The following is a 22,391-nucleotide window of genomic DNA, read 5'->3' as shown; positions in this document are numbered from 1 at the left end:
CGCGGCGTGAAATGCAGCTAAAAGGGTGAGCTGTGTTGCTGACCGCCTGCCCCGGGGCGCTCTACTCGCCCCGCCCTGCCTGCCCGCACCGGGATCAGCGGCGCCACCCTCGGTGGCCCAGATGATTCGACTGCACAACGTTTCCAAGACGTACTACCCCACGAGCCAGCGCCGCAACGCCCGGGCAGTGAAAGCCCTCAAGCCGGTCGACCTGCATGTACCGCAGGGGCAGATCCATGGCGTGATCGGGCTCTCCGGCGCCGGCAAATCGACGCTGATTCGCTGCGTCAATCTCCTCGAGCGCCCTACCACCGGCACGGTCAGCGTGGACGGTCAGGAACTCACCGGATTGTCGAGAGATGAGCTCAATCAGGCGCGCCACCGTATCGGCATGATCTTTCAGCACTTCAATCTGCTGACCTCGCGCACCGTGTTCGACAATGTCGCCCTACCGCTGAAGTTGATGGGTGTGTCGCGGCGAGAGATCCGCGAGCGGGTCACGCCCTTACTGGACCTGGTGGGGCTGGATGACAAGGCGCGCCAATATCCCGCCCAGCTATCCGGCGGGCAGAAACAGCGGGTCGCCATCGCCCGGGCACTGGCCAGCCGCCCCAGGGTGTTGCTGTGCGACGAGGCCACCTCGGCCCTCGACCCGCACACCACCGGCGCCATCCTCGAGCTGCTGCGCGACATCAACCGCAAGCTGGGCCTGACCATCCTGCTGATCACCCATGAGATGGAGGTCGTCAAGTCGATCTGCCATCGCGTCAGCCTGATATCCGGGGGCGAGCTGGTCGAGGCCGCCGACGTCGGGGACTTCTTCACGGCGCCGACCACCCAGCTCGGCCGTGATTTTCTCAACGACTTCCTCGAACTGGAGCCACCCGACGCCCTCGTTCAGCGGCTCGAGGACCAGCCCGGCGAGCACAGTCATCCCGTGGTGCGTCTGACCTTTTCCGGCGATGCGGTATCGACCCCGCTGGTGTCCCGACTGGCCCGCGATTGCGGCGTGGATGTCAGCATCCTCCAGGCCAAGGTGGAGTCGATTCAGGACCGCACCCTGGGGCTGATGATCGCCGAGCTGATGGGCGACGTCGAGGATACCCGGCGAGCCCTGACCTATCTGAACGACCATGATCTGCAAGTGGAGGTGCTTGGCTATGTCCAGCGCGATGCTTAACCTCATTCTCGAAGCCACCCTGGACACGCTCTACATGGTCGCCGTGTCCGGGCTTATCGCCGCCGCACTCGGCATCCCCCTGGGGGTCATGCTGTATGTCACCCGCCCCCGGCAGATACTGGCCCAGCCGATGCTCAACAGCGCGCTTGGCATCATGACCAATATCGGTCGCTCGGTCCCCTTCATCATCCTGATGGTGGCCATCATTCCCTTCACACGCATGCTGGTCGGCTCGTCCATCGGCACCAATGCCGCCGTGGTGCCACTGACGATTGCCGCCATACCCTTCATTGCCAGGCTGGTCGAGGGCGCCCTGAACGAGGTTCCCCCGGGGCTGGTCGAAGCCGCCCAGTCGATGGGGGCCACCCCGTGGCAGATCATCTCCCGGGTACTGTTGCCCGAGGCCCGAGGCGGCATCTTTACCGCTCTGACCGTGACCATCGTCACCCTGGTCAGCTACTCGGCCATGGCCGGCGCCGTCGGTGGGGGCGGCCTCGGCGACCTGGGCATCCGCTACGGTTACAACCGCTTCAACCCGACCATCATGCTGATCACCGTGGCCATCCTGGTCGTGATGGTACAGGGCTTCCAGAGCCTCGGCGATTACCTGGTGCGCAAGAGTGACCACAAGTGAGCGGAACCATCTATCAATAACTAAAATGAATTACACATACCCTGGTTATTCCAATATGATAGTCAGCCGTTATCCCCATTTCATCAAGGAGACACTGTCATGCGTCATATACTGATCGGCGGCCTTGCCGCTTCCGCCCTAGTCATCGGACAGGCCCATGCCGAAGACTCTACCCTCAAGGTCGGTACCGTGGCGGGTCCGGAAACCGAGGTCATGCAGGTCGCTGCCGACATCGCCGAACGCGATCACGGCCTGGATATCGAGATCACCGAGTTCACCGATTATGTCACGCCCAACGCGGCCCTGGCCGATGGCAGCCTGGATGCCAATGCCTACCAGCATGAACCCTACATGCAGTCCATGGTCGAGGACCGCGGCTACGACTTCGCTATTGCCGGGCGCACTTTCGTCTATCCGATCGGTGCCTATTCCGAGCAATACGACAGCATCGCGGCACTGCCCGACGGAGCCACTATCGCCCTGCCCAACGACCCATCCAATGAAGGCCGTTCGCTGATCCTGATGCACAACGAAGGCCTGATCACCCTGGACGACCCGAGCAACCTCGAAGCCACGCCGCTCAACATTGTCGAGAACCCGCACGACTTCGAGTTTCGCGAGATCGAGGCCGCCCAATTGCCGCGCGTGCTGCCCGACGTCGACATGGCCTTCATCAACAACACCTTTGCCCAGCCCGCCGGCCTGACCCTGGATGATGCGCTGATCAAGGAAGGTCCGGAGTCACCCTACGTCAACATCATTGCCGTGCGTGGCGGCGATGAAGACAAGGAAACCATTCAGCAGCTGGTCGACGCCTATCAGAGTGATGCGGTCGAAGCCAAGGCCGAGGAGCTCTTTGGTGCCCAGGCCGTGCCCGGCTGGAAGTAAGTCGAATATCGCGTTACCCCGGATGGCCGGGTAACGGAGGCCGGCCAGAGTGCCGGCCTCAAATTTTCAAAGGAACGCAACATCATGCCCGACTACGCTCTGCTGTCCAGGCAGCTCGATGCCCTGCTGGATACCCCCGACTGGCTGACCAATAGCGCCCAGACCTGCGCGCTGCTCATTGAGGAGCTGCCTGATCTCAATTGGGTGGGGTTCTACCTGCAGCGCCGGCCGGGCATGTTGCATCTGGGCCCCTTCCAGGGCAAGCCGGCCTGTCACCCGATCCCCTTCGACAAGGGCGTCTGTGGCGCCGCGGCCAGAAGCCGGCAGACACAGCGTGTCAATGACGTGCACGCCATTGCCGATCATATCGCCTGCGACGCTGCCTCCCGGGCCGAGCTGGTCATTCCGGTGGTCGTCGACGACCAATTGTGGGGCGTACTGGACCTCGACAGTCCGCAAGTCGACCGCTTCACCGCGGAGGATCAGGCGGGCATCGAGGCGCTGGTCGACGTGTTCGTGGCACGCAGCCGGCTGGCGGCTTTCGTCGACTAGGCGCACTTGAACGGTCAGCGCGCCACATCAGGAAAGGCGTCTAGGCAGACAAAAAGCCCCGAAGCGTGATGCTCCGGGGCTTTTTTCAATCTGGTAGGACCAGGCGGATTTGAACCGCCGACCTCCACGATGTCAACGTGGCGCTCTAACCAACTGAGCTATGGTCCTGAGTCGGATTGTCGGCACGGCCAGCTTGGTAGGACCAGGCGGATTTGAACCGCCGACCTCCACGATGTCAACGTGGCGCTCTAACCAACTGAGCTATGGTCCTGTATTCGGCGGCTGGCGCCGCGACAACGGATGCGTATTCTACCTATCCGGCGTAGAAATGCAACCCCTGCATTGATGCCGACGACGTCCCCGAGATCAAGCACTTGCGTCATGCTCGTCGGGGTTGGTGCGCACCCTGTCGACGGCTTCCAGCCAACCGGCATAGAGGCGGCTGCGTTCCTCCTCCTCCATGGCCGGATAAAAGCTTCGCTCACAGCGCCAAAGCCCGGCGATGTCGTCCAGGTCGCGGTACCAGCCGAGGCGCAGTCCCGCCAGGTACGCCGCGCCCAGGGCCGTGGTTTCCAGCACCGTCGGACGATCCACCTGAACCCCCAGCATGTCGGCCAGAAACTGCATGACCCAGTTGTTACCCACCATGCCGCCGTCGACCCTGAGGGTGTTGGAACCGACGCTCATGTCATCGTTCATGCACACCTGAAGGTCACGGGTCTGGTAGCAGACCGCCTGCAAACCGGCGGCGACAATCTCGGCGATGCCGGTATCACGCGTCAGCCCGAGAATAGCACCCCGCGCCTTGGGGTCCCAGTGTGGCGCCCCCAGTCCGGTAAAGGCCGGCACCAGATAAACACTGTGACCACGCCGTGTCTTGCTGGCCAGCGCCTCGGTTTCGGCGGCATCGGCGAACAGCTGAAGACCGTCACGCAGCCATTGCACGGTGGCACCGGCGACAAAGATGCTGCCTTCCATGGCATAGGTCGTGACGCCATTGAGGCGATAGCCCACGGTGGTCAGGAGTCGATTTCGCGAGACCCCGGCTTCTTCGCCGGTATTGACGATCATGAAGCAGCCGGTGCCATAGGTACTCTTGCCCATTCCCGGGCTGAAGCATGCCTGGCCGACCAGGGCAGCCTGCTGATCACCGGCCACTCCGGCAATCGGCAGTTCGGCGCCGAGCCATTCCGCCTCGGTCGTGCCAAAGTCATCGCTGGAGTCCAGGACCTCCGGCAACATGGCCTCGGGAATGCCGAAGAGCTCCAGCAGCTCAGCGTCCCAGCACTGCTCGTGGATATTGAACAGCGCAGTGCGCGAGGCATTGGTGGCATCGGTGGCATGAACCCTGCCCCCGGTCAGCCGCCAGATCAGAAAGGTATCCACGGTGCCGAAGGCCAGTTCGCCGCGCTCCCCCCGCTCACGGGCACCGGGGACTTCATCCAGGATCCAGGCGATCTTGCTGGCGGAGAAATACGGGTCAATCAACAGACCGCTTCTGGCCTGGAGCATCTCGCCATGGCCGGCGGTGCGCAGCTTTTCGCATGCATCGGCGGTCCGCCGATCCTGCCAGACAATGGCATTGTAGAGGGGCTCACCGGTCTCGCGGTCCCAGACCAGGGTGGTTTCCCGCTGATTGGTAATGCCGATCCCGTCGATCAGTTCGACGTCACCGTCCAGACGCTCGACGGCTTCCCGACAGGTGGCGACCACCGTCTCCCAGATGGCCTCGGGGTCATGTTCGATCCAGCCATCCCGGGGATAATGCTGTTCGAATTCCCGTTGCGCGGTTACCACCACGCTACCTTCCTGGTTGAATACAATGGCACGCGAGCTGGTGGTACCTTGGTCTATGGCGAGCAGATAAGAGGCCATGCAAGCATCCTGTTGTTATGGACAGCGGCCAAAGGGCCGGATTGTCGTACGTCGCATGAATCGTCGCGCAATTTCGTTTTCCAACGAAAATGTTCGTTTATGATCACAAAGACTACTCCACAGCAGCCCACTGCTCAATTCGCATTGGCCTTCGGCGACTAAGACCTTCGCCGCATACCGGGCCGCGCTGCATTGTCCCCGCCGATATCGTAAAATCGATGGCAAAGGAGCCGCCATGAATCAACAACAACGTCAGGCCAGCATTCTCGAGCTGGTGGGACGCCAGGGCTATGCCAGCATCGAGCAGCTCACCGAGCACTTTGCGGTTACCCCTCAGACCATTCGCCGCGACCTCAATCAGTTGTCCGCCGAGGGCCATATCCGACGCGTCCATGGCGGTGCCGGCATGGAGTCGAGCACCGTCAACACGGCATACGCCACACGCAAGACACTCAACCTCGAGGCCAAGCAGCGCATCGCCGCGCTACTGGCCCATCAGATTCCGGATCATGCCTCGCTTTTCATCAACATCGGCACCAGCAACGAGGTCATCGCCGAAGCCCTGCTCGACCACCGCGGGCTCGAGATCATCACCAACAATCTCAATGTCGCCGCGATCCTGCAGCACAAGGAAGACTTCAACGTGATCATCGCCGGCGGTCAGATCCGCTCCCGGGATGGCGGCATCATCGGCGAAGCGACCATCGACTTCATCAACCAGTTCAAGGTGGATGTCGGCATCATCGGCATCAGCGGTATCGATGAAGACGGCTCACTCCTGGAATTCGACTATCAGGAGGTCCGGGTGGCGCAGGCCATCATCCACAACTCCCGCCAGGTCTTCCTGGCCGCCGACCACTCCAAGTTCCAGCGCAACCCCGTGGTACGTCAGGGCAATCTATCGCAGCTGGACGCTCTCTTTACCGATCGCACACCCTCGGAGAGCATTCAGCAACTCTTGGCTCAGCATGAGGTCAAGCTGTTCCTGGCTTGACGCCACGACAGGCACCCCATTTCCGCTTCGCTCCTGCCCCGCTCGGCCATACCGCGACCGGTGACCTCTGCGGACCTTGATGTTCGTTTTCGATTATTATACTTTCGAATTCAAACATTGATTCTCAACCCGCGAACCTGGGCAAAGCCCCGGTCGGAGCTTGCACGATGCATTCTACCAGGGAAGATCTTCTGGACCTCTATGTCATCGGTGGCGGCATCAACGGGGCCGGCATTGCCGCCGATGCGGCCGGACGAGGCCTCAGCATCGGCTTGTGTGAGCAGTCCGACCTGGCCAGCGCCACGTCATCGGCCAGCAGCAAGCTGATCCATGGTGGCCTGCGCTATCTCGAGCATCACGAGTTCCGCCTGGTACGCGAGGCCCTGCGCGAGCGCGAGGTACTGCTGGCCAAGGCCCCGCATGTCATCAGTCCGCTGCGCTTCGTTCTGCCCCATCGGGCGCACCTGCGTCCGGCCTGGATGCTCCGGGCCGGCCTGTTTCTTTATGATCACCTCGGCAAGCGTCAGACGCTCTCCGGCTCACGCGGCATTCGCCTACCTGAGCGCCTGGGCTTGCAGGCGGACATTCGCCGCGGCTTCGAATACTCGGATTGCTGGGTGGATGACGCCCGGCTGGTCGTGCTCAATGCCATGCAGGCCCGCGAGCAGGGTGCCGAGATCCTGACGCGAACCCGCTGTATCGCCGCCCGCGACAAACAGCAGTACTGGGAGATCGAGCTCGAGGATATTGATACCGGCAAGCGCCACACCCGCCACGCCCGGGCCCTGGTCAACGCCGCCGGTCCCTGGGTGAACAGCGTGGTGCGTGAGCGGGCCCAGCGCACTTCACGCTACGGCGTGCGCATGATCCAGGGCAGTCACTTGATCGTGCCGCGGCGCAACCAGGATGAACGCGCCTACATTTTGCAGAACAGCGATCAGCGCATCGTCTTCGTGCTCCCCTACGAAGAGGATTTCAGCCTGATCGGCACGACCGACCGCGGCTATGAAGGCGACCCGGCCCGGGTCGAGGCCAGCGAGGAGGAAATCGACTACCTGCTCAAGGTGGTGAACGAGCACTTCGCCACCCCCTTGCGGCGCCAGGATGTGTTGCGCACCTTCGCCGGCGTGCGCCCCCTGTGCGATGACGAATCCGAAGATCCATCGGCGATGACCCGGGACTACACCCTGGACCTCGACGACCATCAGGGGGCGCCGTTGCTGTCGATTTTTGGCGGCAAGATCACGACCTACCGCAAACTGGCCGAGGCGGCACTGGCCTCGCTCTCTCCCCATTTCCCCGACATGGGCGACAGCTGGACGAAGGACGCGGTATTGCCGGGTGGCGATATAGCGGATCAGGCCAGCTTCGTGGCCCGCCTGGAGGCCGATTACCCGTTCCTGGGTCGAGCTCGCGCGCAACGCTTTGCGCGCAGCTACGGCAGTCTCTGCCTGGCATTCCTCGAGGGCGCTCGATGCGCCGAGGATCTGGGCGAGGACTTCGGTGCCGGCCTGACGGCCGCCGAGGTCGACTACCTGGTGGAACACGAATGGGCCCGCCTGCCGGAAGACATCCTGTGGCGGCGCACCAAGCTGGCTCTGCGCCTGACCGCCGACCAGCAGCAGCGCCTCGCCCGCTACCTGAAGCAGGAAAGGCTGACGGCTATTGCCTGAATGGCGGCCAGACCGCCACGCCCCCCGGCGGCAGCGGCGTCCTGTCACGGTGCCGGCCGAGGCCGCGCCCTTCCAGGGCGGTGAGCAGGATCTGCAGCGGATCACCGTGACTAACCAGAAGCAGACACTCCCCCATTGACGCCTGCTCCAGACCCCTGATGACAGCCAGCAGGCGCACGGCCACCCACTCAACCGGCTCCACGCCGGCAAAGTCCTGGTCGGGGGTGCGAGCATCCTCGGCCCAGACCTCGGCATAACGCGCATCCGGCTGCCCCTCCAGCTCGCCGAAATCCCGCTCGCGCAATCGCGGCTCCGGGCTCGCCTGGAGTGAGAAGTGATCCGCCAATCGCACGGCCGTCTGGGTCGTGCGCAGGAAGTCCGAATGCAGAACCCTGTCGGGTAGCGGCCAGCGCCACGTCTCGAGCGTCGATTCCAGCTCGCGGCGCCCGCGGGCGGAAAGGCCGTAACCGGTCAGTCCGCGTGCGGCGGAACTGACAATGCGGCCCTGCTGGTTGGCCTCGCTGTGACCGTGACGCATCAGCAGATAGGTGTTCCGGCAAGCTGCCAGCGACGATGTCATATTGTTTTTCTCCTCGAGCCGCTCGAGCCGAAACGGCGGTGCTGCCCCCCCCCCGGTAAGGCCGTCAGCACCATGTTGCCAGCATGGCCGAAACCGGTCGACCCTATGTCAAACAAGCGTGAGCAGGGTATGCTCGTCAACATCTCGACCGCGTGCCTTCGATTCGCCACAGGGAGCCCTTCATGACCTCCATCCTCATTTCGATAGTGGCCGCCTTGTTACTGGCCGTCACCCTGGTGGCACGCCTGCCGATGCACTGGTGGGGCATTCGTAGTTGCGAGTTTCCTCGCCTGCAGATCGCCGCCCTGGCTCTGCTCTGCGTGGTGGCCACTCCGCTGGTAGAGCCGCCCTGGCATTGGCTAGCCATGGTCTGTGGCCTTGTCACCCTGATGATACAGGTCGTGCACATCCTGCCTTGGACACGCCTGTGGCCGGTTCAGGTCAAGGCCGCCCAGCCCGGCCATGAGGACCGTTGTCTACGCCTGCTGGTCGCCAATGTGCTGACGCCCAACCGTCATGCCGCCGACCTGATCGCCATGATTCGCCACCACCAGCCGGATATTATCCTGACACTGGAATCCGACGCCTGGTGGGAACAACAGCTCGACGAGGCCCTTGCCGATGACTGGCCGGATGCCGTGCGCATCCCCCAGGACAATCTCTACGGCATGCACCTCTATTCGCGCCTGCCGCTGCTGTCGCCCCGGGTCGAGCGACTGATCCAGGAAGACATTCCCTCGATCTCGACCGGGGTCCAGCTGCGTTGCGGCGACAACATCCACCTCCATGCGGTACACCCGCGCCCACCTGCACCCAGCGAAAGCAAGGAATCCCTTTGGCGCGACGCCGAACTTCTGCTGGTGGGCAAACGGATTCATGCCGACCCAGGGCCGACGCTGGTAGCCGGCGACCTCAACGATGTCGCCTGGTCACGCACCACCCGCAGCTTCTGTCGCGTCAGCGGCATGCTCGACCCGCGACGCGGTCGCGGCATGTTCAGCACCTTCCACACCAGTTACCCGCTGCTGCGCTGGCCGCTGGACCATGTCTTTTCCAGCGAGCATTTCACGCTGCGCGACATGCAACGCCTACCGGGCTTCGGCTCCGACCACTTCCCGATTCTCACCACGCTCTGCTACCGCCCTTCGCGAGCCGACGAGCACGACAACCCAGAGGCCGACCGCCAGGAGCATCGCGACGCCCGCGACACCATACGCGAAGGCCAGCGCAAGGAGCAGGAGGACTGAAGGAAGAAGGAAGAAGGAAGAAGGAAGAAGGAAGAAGGAAGAAGGAAGAAGGAAGAAGGAAGAAGGAAGAAGGAAGAAGGAAGAAGGAAGAAGGAAGAAGGAAGAAGGAAGAAGGAAGAAGGAAGAAGGAAGGCAGCATGCCCCCCGACGGCATGGAGTCAAGGCTTTTTCTTCCCTCTTCAAGGCGCGTAGCGCCGTACTTCCCTCTTCATTCTTGGATCTCTCGCAGCGCCGTTCTTGCTTCTTGGCTTTCGGGCGACGCCCGCTTACTCGGGTATCCCGCCTCGGGTCAGGGCCGCGGGGTCGAGCAGGCGCTCCAGCTCCTGTCGGGAAAGCTCGGTTTCTTCTTCCGCTACATCGATGATGGGCCGACCGGCCTGGTAGGCCTGCTTGGCAATGGCCGCTGCGGCGTTGTAGCCGATTACCGAGTTCAAGGCCGTCACCAGTATCGGATTGCGCGACAGCGGCTCGCTCAGCTGGTCCTCGCGTACCTTGAAGGTTGCGATGGCACGATCCGCCAGCAGCATCGAGGTGTTGCTCATCAGGCGAATAGCGGTCAAGAGGTTGCTGGCCACCAGCGGCAGCATGACATTGAGCTGAAAGTTGCCGCTCTGGCCGGCGATGCTGTTCGCCGTGTCCAGCCCGATGACCTGAGCAGCCGCCTGCGCAGCCGACTCGGGAATCACCGGGTTGACCTTGCCGGGCATGATCGAACTGCCGGGTTGCAGGGCCTCGAGCTCGATCTCGCCGAGGCCGGCCAGCGGCCCCGAGTTCATCCAGCGAAGATCGTTGGCAACCTTCATGATCACGCAGGCCAGGCCACGCAACTGACCGGACAACTCCACGGCGGCATCCTGGGAACCCAGACTGGCAAAGAAGCTGTCATTGGGCGTCAGCGCAAGGCCGGTACGCTCGCTGAGCTGAGCCGCCATGCGCTCGGCAAACTCCGGATGGGCATTGATCCCCGTGCCGACCGCCGTTCCCCCCTGGGCCAGACGGCAGAGTCGCGTCATGGCGCTGTCCAGGCGTTCGATGGCCTGTCCAATCTGACTCGACCACGCGCCCAGCTCCTGACTCATGCGCAACGGCATGGCATCCATAAGATGGGTCCGGCCGGTCTTGACCACACCATCCAGCTCGACGACGCGCTTGTCGATGGTCTTGCGCAGATACTCCAGAGACGGCCGAAGCTCGCGCGTCGTTTCCAGGGCAGCGGAGAGGTGAAGGGCCGTGGGGATGACATCATTGCTCGACTGACCCATGTTGACATGATCATTGGGGCCGACTTCCAGCCCTTCGCGGCTCGCCAAATGGGCCACTACCTCGTTGACATTCATGTTGCTCGAGGTACCGGAGCCGGTCTGAAAAACATCCACCGGGAACTGGTCGTCATGCTTTCCGCCGATGATGGCCTCCGCGGCCTCGACGATGGCCTCGGCACGTGACTCATCGAGCAGGCCCAGATCGCGATTGACGCAGGCGGCGGCACGCTTGACATGGGCAATGGCATAAATAAAGGCCGACGGCATGGGCTGCCCGGACACCGGAAAGTTGTTGACCGCTCGCTGGGTCTGCGCGCCATACAGCGCCCCCGCCGGCACTTCCAGCTCCCCCATGCTGTCTTTCTCGACTCGTGTATCGCTCATCATTGCCTCCTTGTGGGCTACATCGCCTCACCATGGCGCTGGCAAGCCAAGCTTGCAAGCCGCACGCCAGGATCGCCGCACGAAAAAGGCCCGCTGCGGAAGGCCGGCACCCTCGCTCCGGGCCGGGCAGGACGGCCCTGGGGCAATTTTTCCTCCCTCATGTTGCATTGCACAAAAAGCGCTGCTATTGTGCAATGCAACATCAACGCGAAGGCATCGGCGAACCGCCCAGGGCCTTCAACGAAGACCAACCCCAGGAGGGTGCTTACGATGCGCGATTACAATACCCAACAGTTCACCGAACAGTTCGAATCCATGTTCTTCGGCCCGGCCCGCGCCTATGCGTCGCTGTCCGTGGACTTCACCGAAAAGATGCTGCGTGCCCAGATGGATGCCAGCCAGGCTTACACCGAAACCGGCATCGCCCAGCTCCGTTCGCTGCTCAACGTCAAGGATGCCGAAGGCCTGCGCAACTACATGGAAGGCCAGCAGAAGGTCGCCAAGGACCTGACCGAGCGCTTCAAGGGCGACGCCGAGAAAGTCGTTTCCATGCAGCAGGACTTCGTCCAGGAAAGCCAGAAGCTGACTGACGCCAACGTCAAGCAAGCCTCCGAAACGGTCGAGAAGGCCACTCGCAAGGCCTGAACCCGGCCCTGTGATCGACTCCGAAAGGCTACCGCTACTGGCGGTAGCCTTTTTGCGTTAAGCTCTCCTGGCACACAGGGCCCCAGCCACCAGGAGACTTCATGCGACATCTCTTACTTGTGCTATCACTGGGCGTTGCCCTCGCCGGCTGCCAGATGGCGCCGTACTCCGGCGAAACGCAACGCGATGAATCCATCGAGGTCAGTGACGTCAATCAGGGCACGGAGCGCCAGGACACCACTCAACCCGAAACGCCACCTTCAGGGCGTGGACGCGTGCCGCGCCAGGTCGAGTTCCCCGCCGAACAGTATGCCGCCCTGGAAAAGAGCGGATCGGCAGCCCTGAGTGGCCGGCTGACGCTGGACACCTCTTCGGGCAGCGTAGTGGGCGCCAACGAGACCATCTCGGTGGCCCCGATCACGACCTATTCGGCAGAAGCCGCCGAACAGGCGCTGGCCGGGCGGGCCGTCGAACGAGCCGACCCTCGGGCGCGGGCCTATACCCATACGACGCGCACCGACGGCAATGGCTACTTCATGCTCCAGGGACTGCCCAGCGGGAACTTTTATGTGTCCGGCAGCCTGGTCAACCCGACCACCGGCCAGCGTCAGGTGGTCATTCACGAAACACGCCTGAACCAGGGCCAGCATCGGGAAATCGACCTTAGCCGGTAGACCCTTTGCTGCCTGCTACCAGCCCAGCGCCTGCTTGACGAAGGGAATCGTTAACTTGCGCTGGGCCGAGAGAGAAGCCCGGTCCAGGGTCTCGAGAATCTCGAACAGCCCCTCGAGGTGTCGAGGACCGCGGTGCAGGATGTAGCGTGCCACATCGTCCCCAAGCTCCATGCCGCGGCCTCCGGCACGCAACCTCAGGGCTTCGAGGCGTGCCTGGTCATCCAGCCCGGGCACCTGGAACGTCATGCCCCAGGTCAGTCGCGAGGCCAGATCCGGCAACGTCACCGACAACTGCCGGGGCGGCGCATTGGCCGCGACGATGAGCTTTCGCCCCCCATCCCGCAGACGATTGAAGGCATGGAACAGCGCTTCTTCCCAACGCTTGCGCCCCACCACCTTGTCAAGATCATCGATGGCCACCAGATCCAGGCGTTCGACTTCCTCGAGCATCAGCGGGGGAAAGTGCCCCAGCTCCTCCAATGGCAGATAAAGGGCGCGCCGGTCCTGATCAGAGGCGGCATGACAGGCCGCCTGCAGCAGATGACTACGGCCTACGCCATGACCGCCCCAGAGATACACAAAGGGCTCTCCGGTGATGTCTAGCTGCTGCTTCAAGCAGGCCACCAGCGTCTGGTTGGGGCCGGGGAAAAAGTTGGCGAAGGTAGCATCATCGCGCAGCCCCACCCCAAGGGGCAGCTGCGCCGGCGATCGGCTCATGGGCTGCCCTCCTCCTCGACCGGCGGCTGCGCATCGTAGAGTGAGCTGTTCTTGTAGCGATCATGTAGGTAACGCAGCACCACCATGACCATGGCAGCCACGGGCAGCGCCAGCAGGACACCGGTGAAGCCGAACAGCTGGCCGCCTGCCAGCACCGAAAAGATGACAGCCACCGGATGCAGGCCGATCTTGTCGCCCAGCAACTTAGGCTGCAGAACGATGCTCTCGACAAACTGGCCGAAACCGAATACCGCCGCGACGCCGGCAAGCATCCACCACTCGCCTGACTGGAAGAAGGCCACCAGGCCGGCCGCCAGGATCCCGACGATCACGCCGAGATACGGCACGATGCTGGCCAGCCCCGACAGCAGACCGATCAGCAGGCCAAACTTGACGCCGATCAGGGTCAGGCCAATGGCGTAGATGACCCCCAGGCAGAGCATGACGATCAGCTGGCCCCGAAGAAAGGCCGAGAGCACTTCATCGCATTCTCCGGCAAGACCGGCAATGGTCGGTTCCCAGCGGCGCGGCAGGACCCCGCGCACCTTGGCCACCAGGTCGTCCCAGTCGAGCAGCAGATAGAAGGTCACCACCGGAATCAGCGCCAGGTTGCCGATCATGGCAACCAGCGCCAGTCCCGATTTGGAGACCTGGGCCAGCAGAGTCGCCGCCACGGTGCCGGTTTCTTTCCAGTTGTCGACCAGGGTCTGACGCATCTGATCGAAATCCGTGCTCAGGTCCATGCCGGTGAACGAACGGACATGGGGCACCACCGTGCTCTGTACCCAGCCCAGTATGGCCGGCAGGGACTCGATCAACTGGCCGAGCTGCCGCCCGAGCACCGGAATGACCAAAATTAAGCTCAAGCTGATGATCAGCGTCAACAGCAGAAAGACCACCGAGACCGCAAGCCGCCTGGACAGGCCCTTTGCTTCCAGTCGATCGGCAATCGGGTCGCCCAGGTAGGCCAGGATCATGCTGACAAAAAACGGCATCAGCACGGGCTCGATGCTGATGAAAAACCACAATCCAATGGCCGCCAGTATGGCGACGACCCACGCTTGTCTACGCATCCTGCTCTCCCTGTGCGATGCCTGATGTGGCGGTGCGAACCACGCCGTCTGATGCTACAATCTGCGGCCTATATTGCCCACCGTGACGGCCCGACGCCAGTCAATGACCGGCCCGGGACGCGCCTTCGCCCGCAATGTGCATAACAGGACAGGCCATGACCGAATCCTCCCAGCGCCCGAGTGGCGCCTCGCTCAGCTACAAGGACGCCGGTGTCGATATCGACGCCGGCAATGCCCTGGTCGACCGCATCAAGGGCGTCGCCAAACGTACCACACGTCCTGAAGTCATGGGCGGTCTCGGCGGATTCGGTGCGCTCTGTCAGTTGCCCGGTGGCTACCGCGAGCCGGTGCTGGTCACCGGCACCGATGGCGTGGGAACCAAGCTCCGCCTGGCCATGGAGCTGGGGCGTCACGACACCATCGGCATCGACCTGGTGGCCATGTGCGTCAACGACCTGGTGGTCGCAGGCGCCGAGCCGCTGATGTTCCTCGACTACTATGCCACGGGTCGGCTGGATGTCGACATTGCCGCCGACGTGGTCACCGGCATCGGTCAGGGCTGCGAGCAGGCAGGCTGTGCCCTGGTGGGCGGCGAAACCGCCGAAATGCCCGGCATGTACGCCGGCAACGACTATGACCTGGCTGGCTTCTGCGTGGGGGTGGTCGAGAAGGACGAGATCCTCGACGGTCAGGCAGTCGGCCGGGGAGACGTGCTGCTGGGCATGGCGTCCTCGGGGCCGCATTCCAACGGCTACTCGCTGATCCGCAAGATTCTCGAGGTCAATGAGACCCCGCTGGATACTGCCCTCGATGGCGGCTCCCTGGGCGATGCCCTGATGGCCCCGACACGGATCTACGTCAAGCCATTGCTGTCCTTGATCAAGGACACCGACATCCCGGTGCATGCGCTCTCGCACATCACCGGCGGCGGCCTGCTGGAGAATCTACCGCGCGTGCTGCCCGAAGGCGCCGCGGCGCGCATCGACACCAGCACCTGGCAGCGTCCGGCCATTTTCGACTGGCTGCAGACACACGGCAATGTCGCCGAGGACGAAATGTACCGTGTCCTCAACTGCGGCATCGGCATGGTACTGGTGGTGCCCGCTCACCGTGCCGACCAGGCGCGCGCTCACCTCCAGGCCCAGGGCGAGACGGTTTACCGAATCGGCGAGATCGTGGCACGTGACGACCACGACGATGAGGTGGTGCAACTGGAGAACCTGCCGACATGAGTCAGACCGACTACCCCAGCGATACCCTTCAGGATTTCACCCCCGAACCCGCCGACGCGCGGCGGGTCGTGGTGCTCATTTCCGGCAATGGCAGCAACCTGCAGGCATTGATCGAGGCGCAGGAGCATGACCGGCTGGGCGGCGAGATCGTCGCCGTGGTCTCCAACCAGGCTGATGCCCAGGGTCTCAAGCGCGCCCGTGATGCCGGCATCGACGCGGTCGCCCTGCCGCATCACGAATACGAAAGCCGAGAGGCCTTCGACGGCGCCCTGATCAAGGTCATCGAACGCCATGAACCGGACCTGGTGATCCTGGCCGGCTTCATGCGCATTCTCACCCCGCGCTTTGTGCAGCGCTTTCTGGGTCGCATGCTCAACATCCACCCTTCGCTGCTGCCCCTTTATCCGGGCCTGCACACCCATGCCCGAGCCCTCGAGGACAGCGTGAGCGAACATGGCTGCAGCGTGCACTTCGTCACCGAGGAACTCGACGGCGGCCCGGTAGCCCTGCAAGCCGTGGTGCGCGTCGACCCCGCCGACGGCGTGGAGACCCTCAAGGACAAGGTACAGGCTCGCGAGCACCTGATCCTGCCGGTCGCCGTCAACTGGTTCCTGGAAGGCCGCCTGCAACTGACCGGTGACCACATCACCATGGACGGCGTCACCCTCCCCGCCACCGGCATGCGACTCTCTCACGAAGACGCCGCCGAAGAGTTGGACGAAGAGCTCTAGGAAGAAGGAAGAAGGAAGAAGGAAGAAGGAAGAAGGAAGAAGGAAGAAGGAAGAAGGAAGAAGGAAGAAGGAAGAAGGAAGAAGGAAGGCAGCATGACCCACGACGGCATGGAGTCAAGGTTTTTTCTTCCCTCTTCAAGGCGCGAAGCGCCGTTCTTCCCTCTTCAAGCGGCGCCAGCCGCGCTCTTCCTTCTTCCAGCTTAAAGCTTACAGCTCCCGGCCGAAGGCCGGGCCGGTGTCAGGTCCTGGGTAGCGTCACACCGCGCTGCCCCATGTACTTGCCGCCGCGGTCCTTGTAGGAGGTCGAGCAGATCTCGTCGGATTCCAGGAAGAGCATTTGCGCCACGCCTTCATTGGCGTAGATCTTGGCCGGCAGGTTGGTGGTATTGGAAAACTCCAGGGTCACGTGACCTTCCCACTCCGGTTCCAGCGGGGTCACGTTGACAATGATGCCGCAGCGGGCATAGGTGGACTTGCCGAGGCAGATGGTCAGCACACTGCGCGGAATGCGGAAATACTCGATGGTACGGGCCAGCGCAAAGGAGTTGGGGGGGATCACGCAGACATCGCCCTTGACGTCGACGAAGCTCTTCTCGTCGAAGCCCTTGGGGTCGACCACCGCCGAGTGGATGTTGGTAAAGACCTTGAACTCGTCGGAACAGCGCACATCATAGCCGTAGCTGGACGTCCCGTAGGAGATCACTCGCTGGTCGTTCACATAACGCACCTGGTCGGCCTCGAAGGGCTCGATCATGCCATCGCTCTCGGCCATGCGGCGAATCCAGTGATCTGACTTGATGCTCATGGGAAGGTCCTGCCGTGTTAAAGGGGGTCGGCCGCCGCCTGCGGCCGATTCGAGCGTGGCACATGATAGCCGGAGCGGCGTTCGCCGTCACGAACCTCAGTCGCTGAAGGAAATTTCCGGGCCATCGTCGACGGGTCGACCGAGCTGCTCGGCTACCTGGCGAGCCATTTCCCGGAAGGTTCCGCTTAACTCGCTATCGGGCTCGGCTACCACGGTGGGGTTACCGCCGTCGGCCTGTTCGCGAATCCCCAGGGTCAGCGGCAAGCGCCCCAGCAGGCGAGTGTCATATTCCTGGGCGATATTCGCCCCACCGCCCTCGCCGAAAACCGGCTCGCTGTGCCCGCATTGCGAGCAGACATGCAGGCTCATGTTCTCGACCACACCGAAAGACGGCACATTCACCTTGCGGAACATCTCGATGCCCTTGCGCGCGTCCAGCAGAGCAATGTCCTGTGGCGTGGTGACGATCACGGCGCCGTCCACCGGCACCTTCTGCGCCAACGTCAGCTGAACATCGCCGGTACCGGGCGGCATGTCGATGAAGAGGACATCGAGATCATCCCAGACGGTCTGCGTCAGCAGCTGCTGAAAGGCACCGGCCACCATAGGGCCCCGCCACACCGTCGGCTCCCGGGTATCTACCATGAAGGCCATGGACATGGCCTGCAGGCCATGCGCCTGCAACGGTTTCAGGCGTTTTTCGCCCGCCGTCTCAGGCCGGGCACCATCGGCCACGCCCAGCATGCGGGCCTGGCTGGGACCGTGGATGTCGGCATCCAGAACCCCCACGCGATACCCCTCGGCGGCCATGGCCAGCGCCAGATTGACCGTCACGGTCGACTTGCCGACGCCCCCCTTGCCGGACGCCACAGCCACAATATGCTTGACCCCTTCGATCACGACTCGCTCCTTTCAACGCATGACACCGATCCTTTACGCATCGGCATGATGACTCAGTATACCTGCTACCAGACGGCCTCATGCAATCACGACGGATGCCTCACAACGACGAAGGGCGCGCCAAAAGCGCGCCCTTCGCTTATCGAGGGTCTGCCGAGTTCAGACTTCCTGAGCTTGCCGATTCTCGTCTGTGGCAGAGGCTTCATCCTCGGAGGGCGATGAGGCGCTGGCCTCAGCGTCATCAGAGGTCGCTTCGCCCTGCTCGCTTTCGGAGGCGCTGGCCGCATCGTCACCGGAGGTCGCTTCGCCCTGCTCGCTGTCGGAGGCACTGGCCGCATCGTCACCGGAGGCCGCTTCGCCCTGTTCGCTGTCGGAGGCGCTGGCCTCAGCGTCAGCGGAGGTTGCTTCGCCCTGCTCGCTGTCGGAGGCGCTGGCCGCATCGTCACCGGAGGTCGCTTCGCCCTGCTTGCTGTCGGAAGCACTGGCCTCAGCGTCACCGGAGGTCGCTTCGCCCTGCTCGCTGTCGGAGGGACGGGCCGCATCGTCACCGGAGGTCGCTTCGCCCTGCTCGCTGTCGGAGGGACGGGCCGCATCGTCACCGGAGGTCGCTTCGCCCTGCTCGCTGTCGGAGGGACGGGCCGCATCGTCACCGGAGGTCACTTCGCCCTGCTCGCTGTCGGAGGGACGGGCCGCATCGTCACCGGAGGTCACTTCGCCCTGCTCGCTCTCGGAGGCGCTGGCCGCATCGTCACCGGAGGTCGCTTCGCCCTGATCGCTGTCGGAGGCGCCCACTTCGGCAGTATCGAGCTCGGAGAGTGTCTCGCGCCACTCGGCAAGATCGGCCTTCAGGCTGGCCAGTTGCTGGCTGCGGGTCTCCACCTGGGACTCCAGGCTGGAAAGCTCCTGCTGGCTGGACTCAAGTTCGCTGGTAACGCTTTCGAGTTCCTGGCTGGCTTCGTCACGCTGCGCCTGCAGCTGCGAACGTTCCTCGGTCAGATCGTCGACCGTGGTGTTCAGCTCGCTCTGACGGTTGTTGAGCTCGGCCACCTGCTCATCGAGGGTCGCCTTCCGTTCCTCGGCCTGCTGCAGGGATTCCATGGCCTTGTCACGCGCCGCACGGGCTTCATCACGCGCCTGGGTTGCTGACTCCAGCTCTTCCTGAACACTGCTCAGCGAGGCCTCGCGCTGCTCCAGCTTCTGTTGCGCTTCCTCGACCCTGGACTGCAGGGGCTCGAGTGCGGCCTGAGCTTCCTCAAGGTCGGCACGGGTCTGATCGACCTCGGCCTGGACGCTCTCGAGCTCACTGGCGGCGTCTTGACGCTGCTGCTCGAGCTCGACGGTACGCGCTTCAAGGGATTCAACTTCCGACATGGCCGCTTCATGCTCGGCCAGTTGGCTCTCGAGTGCCTCGTTTTCGGATTGAACGGAATCCAGGCGGGACTTGAGAGACTCCCTGGCCTCATTGCTGGAGCTGACGCTGGATTGCGCGAAGAGTGCCCAGATCACGGCAACCACCGCCACGGCCGAGAGGGCCTTGACGCGATTATCCTGAAAGAGCTGTCGCATGGAACTATCTGACATCGGCTTTCTCCCCATGATGGGTCGATGTGTGTGGCGGAACCCGTTCCTGGAGCCCGCAGCTTGAACGCACTCAACATACACCCCGAAAGCCCTGGCCCTGTCAACCCTGGAATCACGCGCGACCCCATGGCGGTCAGTGATTAAGCTGCTCGGGGAAACATCAAGCAATTGACGCGTCTTGCAGCGACCAGCGTATCATACACATGGATTTCCGGCGGACTTGCCTATGAGTGATGCACCCTCTCTCCGTGATCGCCCCTCCGCGAGCCGGCTGATGTCTCGAGTGGCCCGCTTTGCCTGGCGGGTCATCACCTCCTTTCTGGGCAATCGCGGCATCCTGCTGGCCGGCGGTGTGGGGTACAACGTGTTGCTGTCGATCGTGCCGCTGTTCGCCCTGCTGGTGGTACTGCTGGCCAAAGTGGTCGATGAACAGCAAATCATGGGCGTGCTGGCCATCCAGGTGCGCCATCTGACCCCCGCTTACGCCGAGGTGGTGCTCGATGCAGTACGTTCCCTGCTGGACTCCCGAGACGCCATCGGCATCCTGGGCATTCCGGTGCTGCTGATCTTCAGTTCCTTCGCCTTTCGCATGCTCGAGGATGCCCTGGCGATCATCTTTCATGCCTCGGATACCCAGGCCGACCGCTCGGTCTGGGTATCGGTGCTGATGCCCTACGGCTTCATGCTGGTACTCGGCGCCGGCTTGCTGACGCTGACCCTGCTGGTCAGCCTGGCCAGTAGCGTCAACACCGTCTGGATGGCGCTGATGGGACGTGAATTGCCGATGGCCAGCCTGTCGGGCTCGATGCTCAACCTGACCAGTTTCATCGGCGTATTCCTGTTGTTCAGCGCCATCTACAAGGTCATGCCGGTGGTCCGCATTGCCATTCACCGCGCCTTCATTGGCGGCTTTGTGGCGGCTCTGCTGTGGGAGGGTGCGCGGCTGCTGCTGGTCCTATATTTCACCAATCTGTCCTTCGTCAATGCCGTCTATGGCTCTCTGGCCACCCTGATCGTCATCCTGCTAATCCTCGAAGTGGGCGCCATCATCCTGCTGCTCGGTGCCCAGGTCATCGCTGAACTGGAACGTAACACCCGCCTCGGCCTGCCCTGGCATGTGGACTCGCGTCATCAAGCCGTGACGCGGGTCGACTAGCTGCCGGCTCAGAAGGTCGAAAGCCCGGTGGCCTCCATGAGTCGATATCGCCACCAGGCCAGGCGACCCATGGAATCGGCGGGCTGATAAGCGCGACTGGTGGTGCGCGCCGGTGTGGATTGCCAGCCAGCATCAAAATAGGCAGCGGCTTGGGCCAGCGCCGGCTCAGAAGCCGGCCCTTCGAGCATCACGCTGGTTTCCAGGTTGAGGTTGTCGAGGTTGCGGCGCGTGAAGTTCGCCGAACCGGCAATCAAGGCCATCCGCCCCTGTTCGTCATGGCGATGCAGGAGCAGCTTGGCGTGGCACTGCTCTCCCCGGGTCACGCACCAGCGCACGTCAATACCCGCCGCCTGCAGCTCATCCGCCACGGGGCGGTTGGGGATACCCCCCTTGTTCACCCCGAAGGCCTGCCGGTTGGGATCCAGCAGGACGCGCACCACCACACCTCGCTGCCGGGCCGCTTTCAGCGCCTCGATCAAGGGGCGATGCGACAGGTAGAACACCGCTATATCGAGGTGATCGCCGGCGGATGCGCTTTGCACCCTGTGCAGCAGAGCATCGCCTATGGCGCCCTCGGTCAGCACGCGCAGGTGCGCCCCGGCCTTCCGAGCGGAGGCATCGGGCGCAGCGGGCCCGGGCACCGCCACACCGGACCAGGCGGCCACCGAGCGTTCGGAAGCCAGCAGGTCAAGCGCTGCCGGCCCCTCGAAATACAGCGCCAAGTTACCGTGCAGGCTGCTGGCATCGTGCGGATTGGCCGATGTCACCAGGCCGGCCCAGGTCGTGTCATGGTCCACCACCAGGGTCTTGCGGTGATTGGCCCGAAAATTGAGCATGGCCAGATAGGAGCGCAGGGGCACCTGCCCCTCTCCCAGGAGATTGGGCAGCCAGCCCGCCTGATCGTCGTTGCCCAGCCGGTTCAGCCCCAGATGCCAGATGCCCGACCACAGAGGATTCGAGGCACGCAGGCGATCGAGATCGGTCATCACCACCCGGACGCCGGAGCGTCGCAACCTCTCCAGGTGCGGCGCCCGGCGACCACCATAGAGGGTGTTCAGCGGGTCGGTGATGACGACCACCTCAATCCCGGGGAAGCGTTCGCGCTGCTCGACCAGGGCCTGGGTCAGCCGGGCGGAAAGGGGCAGGAAGCCCGCCGGGGTATTGACCTTGCCGGCCATGGCATTGAACAGGAACATGTCCAGTACGATCAGTCGGCGGGCTTGGCGAATCATCGCCACGGCCTCATCGAAGATCGCCTGATCGGTGTGCTGCACGCCATGGGCGTTATACCAGGTCTCGTCCGTCAACAGCCGAACCTCTCGGGCCGGTCGCTCGGGAAAGGCCTGGCCGACTCCGGCCGGCAGTGGCTTGAAGGCCTGCCAGCCGGCCATGGCGGCAATCACCAGGACGGGCATCCACCCCCACCTTGCCCAACCTTTATTGCCACCGCCCCGGCGGTCTTTCGAGCGATGCGGCATGTCCTTGCCTCGTGGTCTGGCGACTCCTGCGCGAGCCGGGCCCACAGCATACCACTCGTCCTTCGCCCCGGGTGAAACCGCTCGGCAACACCGGCATACCCACCGAAAAAAGGGGCGCCAACAACGGCGC

The 22,391-nt window shown here is 63.2% G+C and carries 21 protein-coding genes and 2 tRNA genes; 12 read left to right on the top strand and 11 right to left on the bottom strand.

The window, feature by feature from the left end; all coding sequences use genetic code 11:
• The first annotated feature begins 121 nt into the window (after positions 1–121).
• From QWY74_RS06145 to QWY74_RS06130, 4 genes are all read left to right on the top strand, one after another.
• Complete coding sequence (locus QWY74_RS06145; protein WP_264825267.1) at positions 122–1,180, top strand: methionine ABC transporter ATP-binding protein; 1,059 nt, start codon at positions 122–124, stop codon at positions 1,178–1,180.
• Positions 1,161–1,814: a methionine ABC transporter permease gene (locus QWY74_RS06140; RefSeq protein ID WP_264825201.1), complete on the top strand. Its 654-nt coding sequence runs from the start codon at positions 1,161–1,163 to the stop codon at positions 1,812–1,814. The genes QWY74_RS06145 and QWY74_RS06140 overlap by 20 nt, the downstream gene beginning before the upstream one ends.
• Before the next feature lie 99 nt (positions 1,815–1,913).
• Positions 1,914–2,702 (top strand): MetQ/NlpA family ABC transporter substrate-binding protein, encoded by a 789-nt coding sequence (locus QWY74_RS06135; RefSeq protein WP_264825200.1) that lies wholly within the window; start codon positions 1,914–1,916, stop codon positions 2,700–2,702.
• An 84-nt stretch (positions 2,703–2,786) separates the two neighbouring features.
• Positions 2,787–3,254: a GAF domain-containing protein gene (locus QWY74_RS06130; protein ID WP_264825199.1), complete on the top strand. Its 468-nt coding sequence runs from the start codon at positions 2,787–2,789 to the stop codon at positions 3,252–3,254.
• Between the two features lie 91 nt (positions 3,255–3,345).
• On the opposite strand, the gene QWY74_RS06125 is transcribed toward QWY74_RS06130, so the two are convergent.
• The 3 genes from QWY74_RS06125 to glpK all read right to left on the bottom strand — a co-directional run bounded on the left by QWY74_RS06125 (position 3,346) and on the right by glpK (position 5,129).
• A tRNA-Val gene (locus QWY74_RS06125) sits at positions 3,346–3,422 on the bottom strand.
• Positions 3,423–3,448: 26 nt separating this feature from the next.
• A tRNA-Val gene (locus QWY74_RS06120) sits at positions 3,449–3,525 on the bottom strand.
• A gap of 95 nt (positions 3,526–3,620) precedes the next feature.
• A complete protein-coding gene (glpK, locus tag QWY74_RS06115) occupies positions 3,621–5,129 on the bottom strand; it encodes a glycerol kinase GlpK (RefSeq protein ID WP_290313986.1) in 1,509 nt (502 codons plus the stop codon).
• Between the two features lie 235 nt (positions 5,130–5,364).
• On the opposite strand from glpK, the gene QWY74_RS06110 reads away from it, so the two are divergent.
• Together QWY74_RS06110 and glpD are read left to right on the top strand one after the other, a co-directional pair.
• Positions 5,365–6,123: a DeoR/GlpR family transcriptional regulator gene (locus tag QWY74_RS06110; protein WP_264825197.1), complete on the top strand. Its 759-nt coding sequence runs from the start codon at positions 5,365–5,367 to the stop codon at positions 6,121–6,123.
• 167 nt (positions 6,124–6,290) lie between these two features.
• The gene (gene glpD / locus QWY74_RS06105; protein WP_264825196.1) at positions 6,291–7,796 is read left to right on the top strand and encodes a glycerol-3-phosphate dehydrogenase; all 1,506 of its coding nucleotides are present in this window, start codon (positions 6,291–6,293) and stop codon (positions 7,794–7,796) included.
• Here the strand turns inward: glpD and QWY74_RS06100 are convergent.
• Positions 7,786–8,376 (bottom strand): histidine phosphatase family protein, encoded by a 591-nt coding sequence (locus QWY74_RS06100; RefSeq protein WP_264825195.1) that lies wholly within the window; start codon positions 8,374–8,376, stop codon positions 7,786–7,788. The two genes, glpD and QWY74_RS06100, sit on opposite strands and share 11 nt — an antisense overlap.
• 182 nt (positions 8,377–8,558) lie before the next feature.
• On the opposite strand from QWY74_RS06100, the gene QWY74_RS06095 reads away from it, so the two are divergent.
• Positions 8,559–9,623 carry an endonuclease/exonuclease/phosphatase family protein gene (locus QWY74_RS06095; protein ID WP_264825194.1) on the top strand — a complete coding sequence of 355 codons (1,065 nt, stop codon included), beginning with the start codon at positions 8,559–8,561 and terminating at the stop codon, positions 9,621–9,623.
• Between the two features lie 266 nt (positions 9,624–9,889).
• Here the strand turns inward: QWY74_RS06095 and QWY74_RS06090 are convergent, their stop codons facing one another.
• Entirely contained in the window at positions 9,890–11,269 is a 1,380-nt protein-coding gene (locus QWY74_RS06090) for a class II fumarate hydratase (RefSeq protein WP_264825193.1), read from the bottom strand.
• A gap of 270 nt (positions 11,270–11,539) precedes the next feature.
• On the opposite strand from QWY74_RS06090, the gene QWY74_RS06085 reads away from it, so the two are divergent.
• A complete protein-coding gene (locus QWY74_RS06085; protein WP_264825192.1) occupies positions 11,540–11,914 on the top strand; it encodes a phasin family protein in 375 nt (124 codons plus the stop codon).
• Positions 11,915–12,015: 101 nt separating this feature from the next.
• Complete coding sequence (locus QWY74_RS06080) at positions 12,016–12,588, top strand: hypothetical protein (protein ID WP_264825191.1); 573 nt, start codon at positions 12,016–12,018, stop codon at positions 12,586–12,588.
• Positions 12,589–12,603: 15 nt separating this feature from the next.
• Here the strand turns inward: QWY74_RS06080 and hda are convergent, their stop codons facing one another.
• Both hda and QWY74_RS06070 read right to left on the bottom strand, forming a co-directional pair.
• Positions 12,604–13,305 (bottom strand): DnaA regulatory inactivator Hda, encoded by a 702-nt coding sequence (gene hda / locus QWY74_RS06075; RefSeq protein WP_264825190.1) that lies wholly within the window; start codon positions 13,303–13,305, stop codon positions 12,604–12,606.
• Positions 13,302–14,378: an AI-2E family transporter gene (locus QWY74_RS06070; RefSeq protein ID WP_264825189.1), complete on the bottom strand. Its 1,077-nt coding sequence runs from the start codon at positions 14,376–14,378 to the stop codon at positions 13,302–13,304. The genes hda and QWY74_RS06070 overlap by 4 nt, the downstream gene beginning before the upstream one ends.
• A 155-nt stretch (positions 14,379–14,533) precedes the next feature.
• Here QWY74_RS06070 and purM point away from each other — a divergent pair, with 155 nt between their 5' ends.
• Together purM and purN are read left to right on the top strand one after the other, a co-directional pair.
• Positions 14,534–15,610 carry a phosphoribosylformylglycinamidine cyclo-ligase gene (gene purM, locus QWY74_RS06065; RefSeq protein WP_264825188.1) on the top strand — a complete coding sequence of 359 codons (1,077 nt, stop codon included), beginning with the start codon at positions 14,534–14,536 and terminating at the stop codon, positions 15,608–15,610.
• Entirely contained in the window at positions 15,607–16,341 is a 735-nt protein-coding gene (purN, locus tag QWY74_RS06060) for a phosphoribosylglycinamide formyltransferase (protein WP_264825187.1), read from the top strand. The genes purM and purN overlap by 4 nt, the downstream gene beginning before the upstream one ends.
• 238 nt (positions 16,342–16,579) lie before the next feature.
• Here the strand turns inward: purN and dcd are convergent, their stop codons facing one another.
• The 3 genes from dcd to QWY74_RS06045 form a co-directional block, all read right to left on the bottom strand.
• Positions 16,580–17,146 carry a dCTP deaminase gene (gene dcd, locus QWY74_RS06055; protein WP_264825186.1) on the bottom strand — a complete coding sequence of 189 codons (567 nt, stop codon included), beginning with the start codon at positions 17,144–17,146 and terminating at the stop codon, positions 16,580–16,582.
• Between the two features lie 96 nt (positions 17,147–17,242).
• The gene (gene apbC, locus QWY74_RS06050; RefSeq protein ID WP_264825266.1) at positions 17,243–18,043 is read right to left on the bottom strand and encodes an iron-sulfur cluster carrier protein ApbC; all 801 of its coding nucleotides are present in this window, start codon (positions 18,041–18,043) and stop codon (positions 17,243–17,245) included.
• A gap of 162 nt (positions 18,044–18,205) precedes the next feature.
• Positions 18,206–19,627, bottom strand: a complete 1,422-nt coding sequence (locus QWY74_RS06045; protein ID WP_290313985.1) for a hypothetical protein — start codon at positions 19,625–19,627, stop codon at positions 18,206–18,208.
• A gap of 274 nt (positions 19,628–19,901) precedes the next feature.
• Here QWY74_RS06045 and QWY74_RS06040 point away from each other — a divergent pair, with 274 nt between their 5' ends.
• Positions 19,902–20,783, top strand: coding sequence for a YihY/virulence factor BrkB family protein (locus QWY74_RS06040; protein WP_264825184.1), 882 nt, complete (start codon positions 19,902–19,904; stop codon positions 20,781–20,783).
• An 8-nt stretch (positions 20,784–20,791) separates the two neighbouring features.
• On the opposite strand, the gene QWY74_RS06035 is transcribed toward QWY74_RS06040, so the two are convergent.
• A complete protein-coding gene (locus QWY74_RS06035) occupies positions 20,792–22,198 on the bottom strand; it encodes a phospholipase D-like domain-containing protein (protein WP_290313984.1) in 1,407 nt (468 codons plus the stop codon).
• Positions 22,199–22,391 lie beyond the last annotated feature (193 nt).

Origin of the sequence: Halomonas almeriensis, from assembly GCF_030409235.1 — a bacterium.
Taxonomy (GTDB): domain Bacteria; phylum Pseudomonadota; class Gammaproteobacteria; order Pseudomonadales; family Halomonadaceae; genus Halomonas; species Halomonas almeriensis.
Note: the sequence above shows the minus strand (reverse complement) of the source record. Positions and strands in the feature narration are given on the sequence as shown.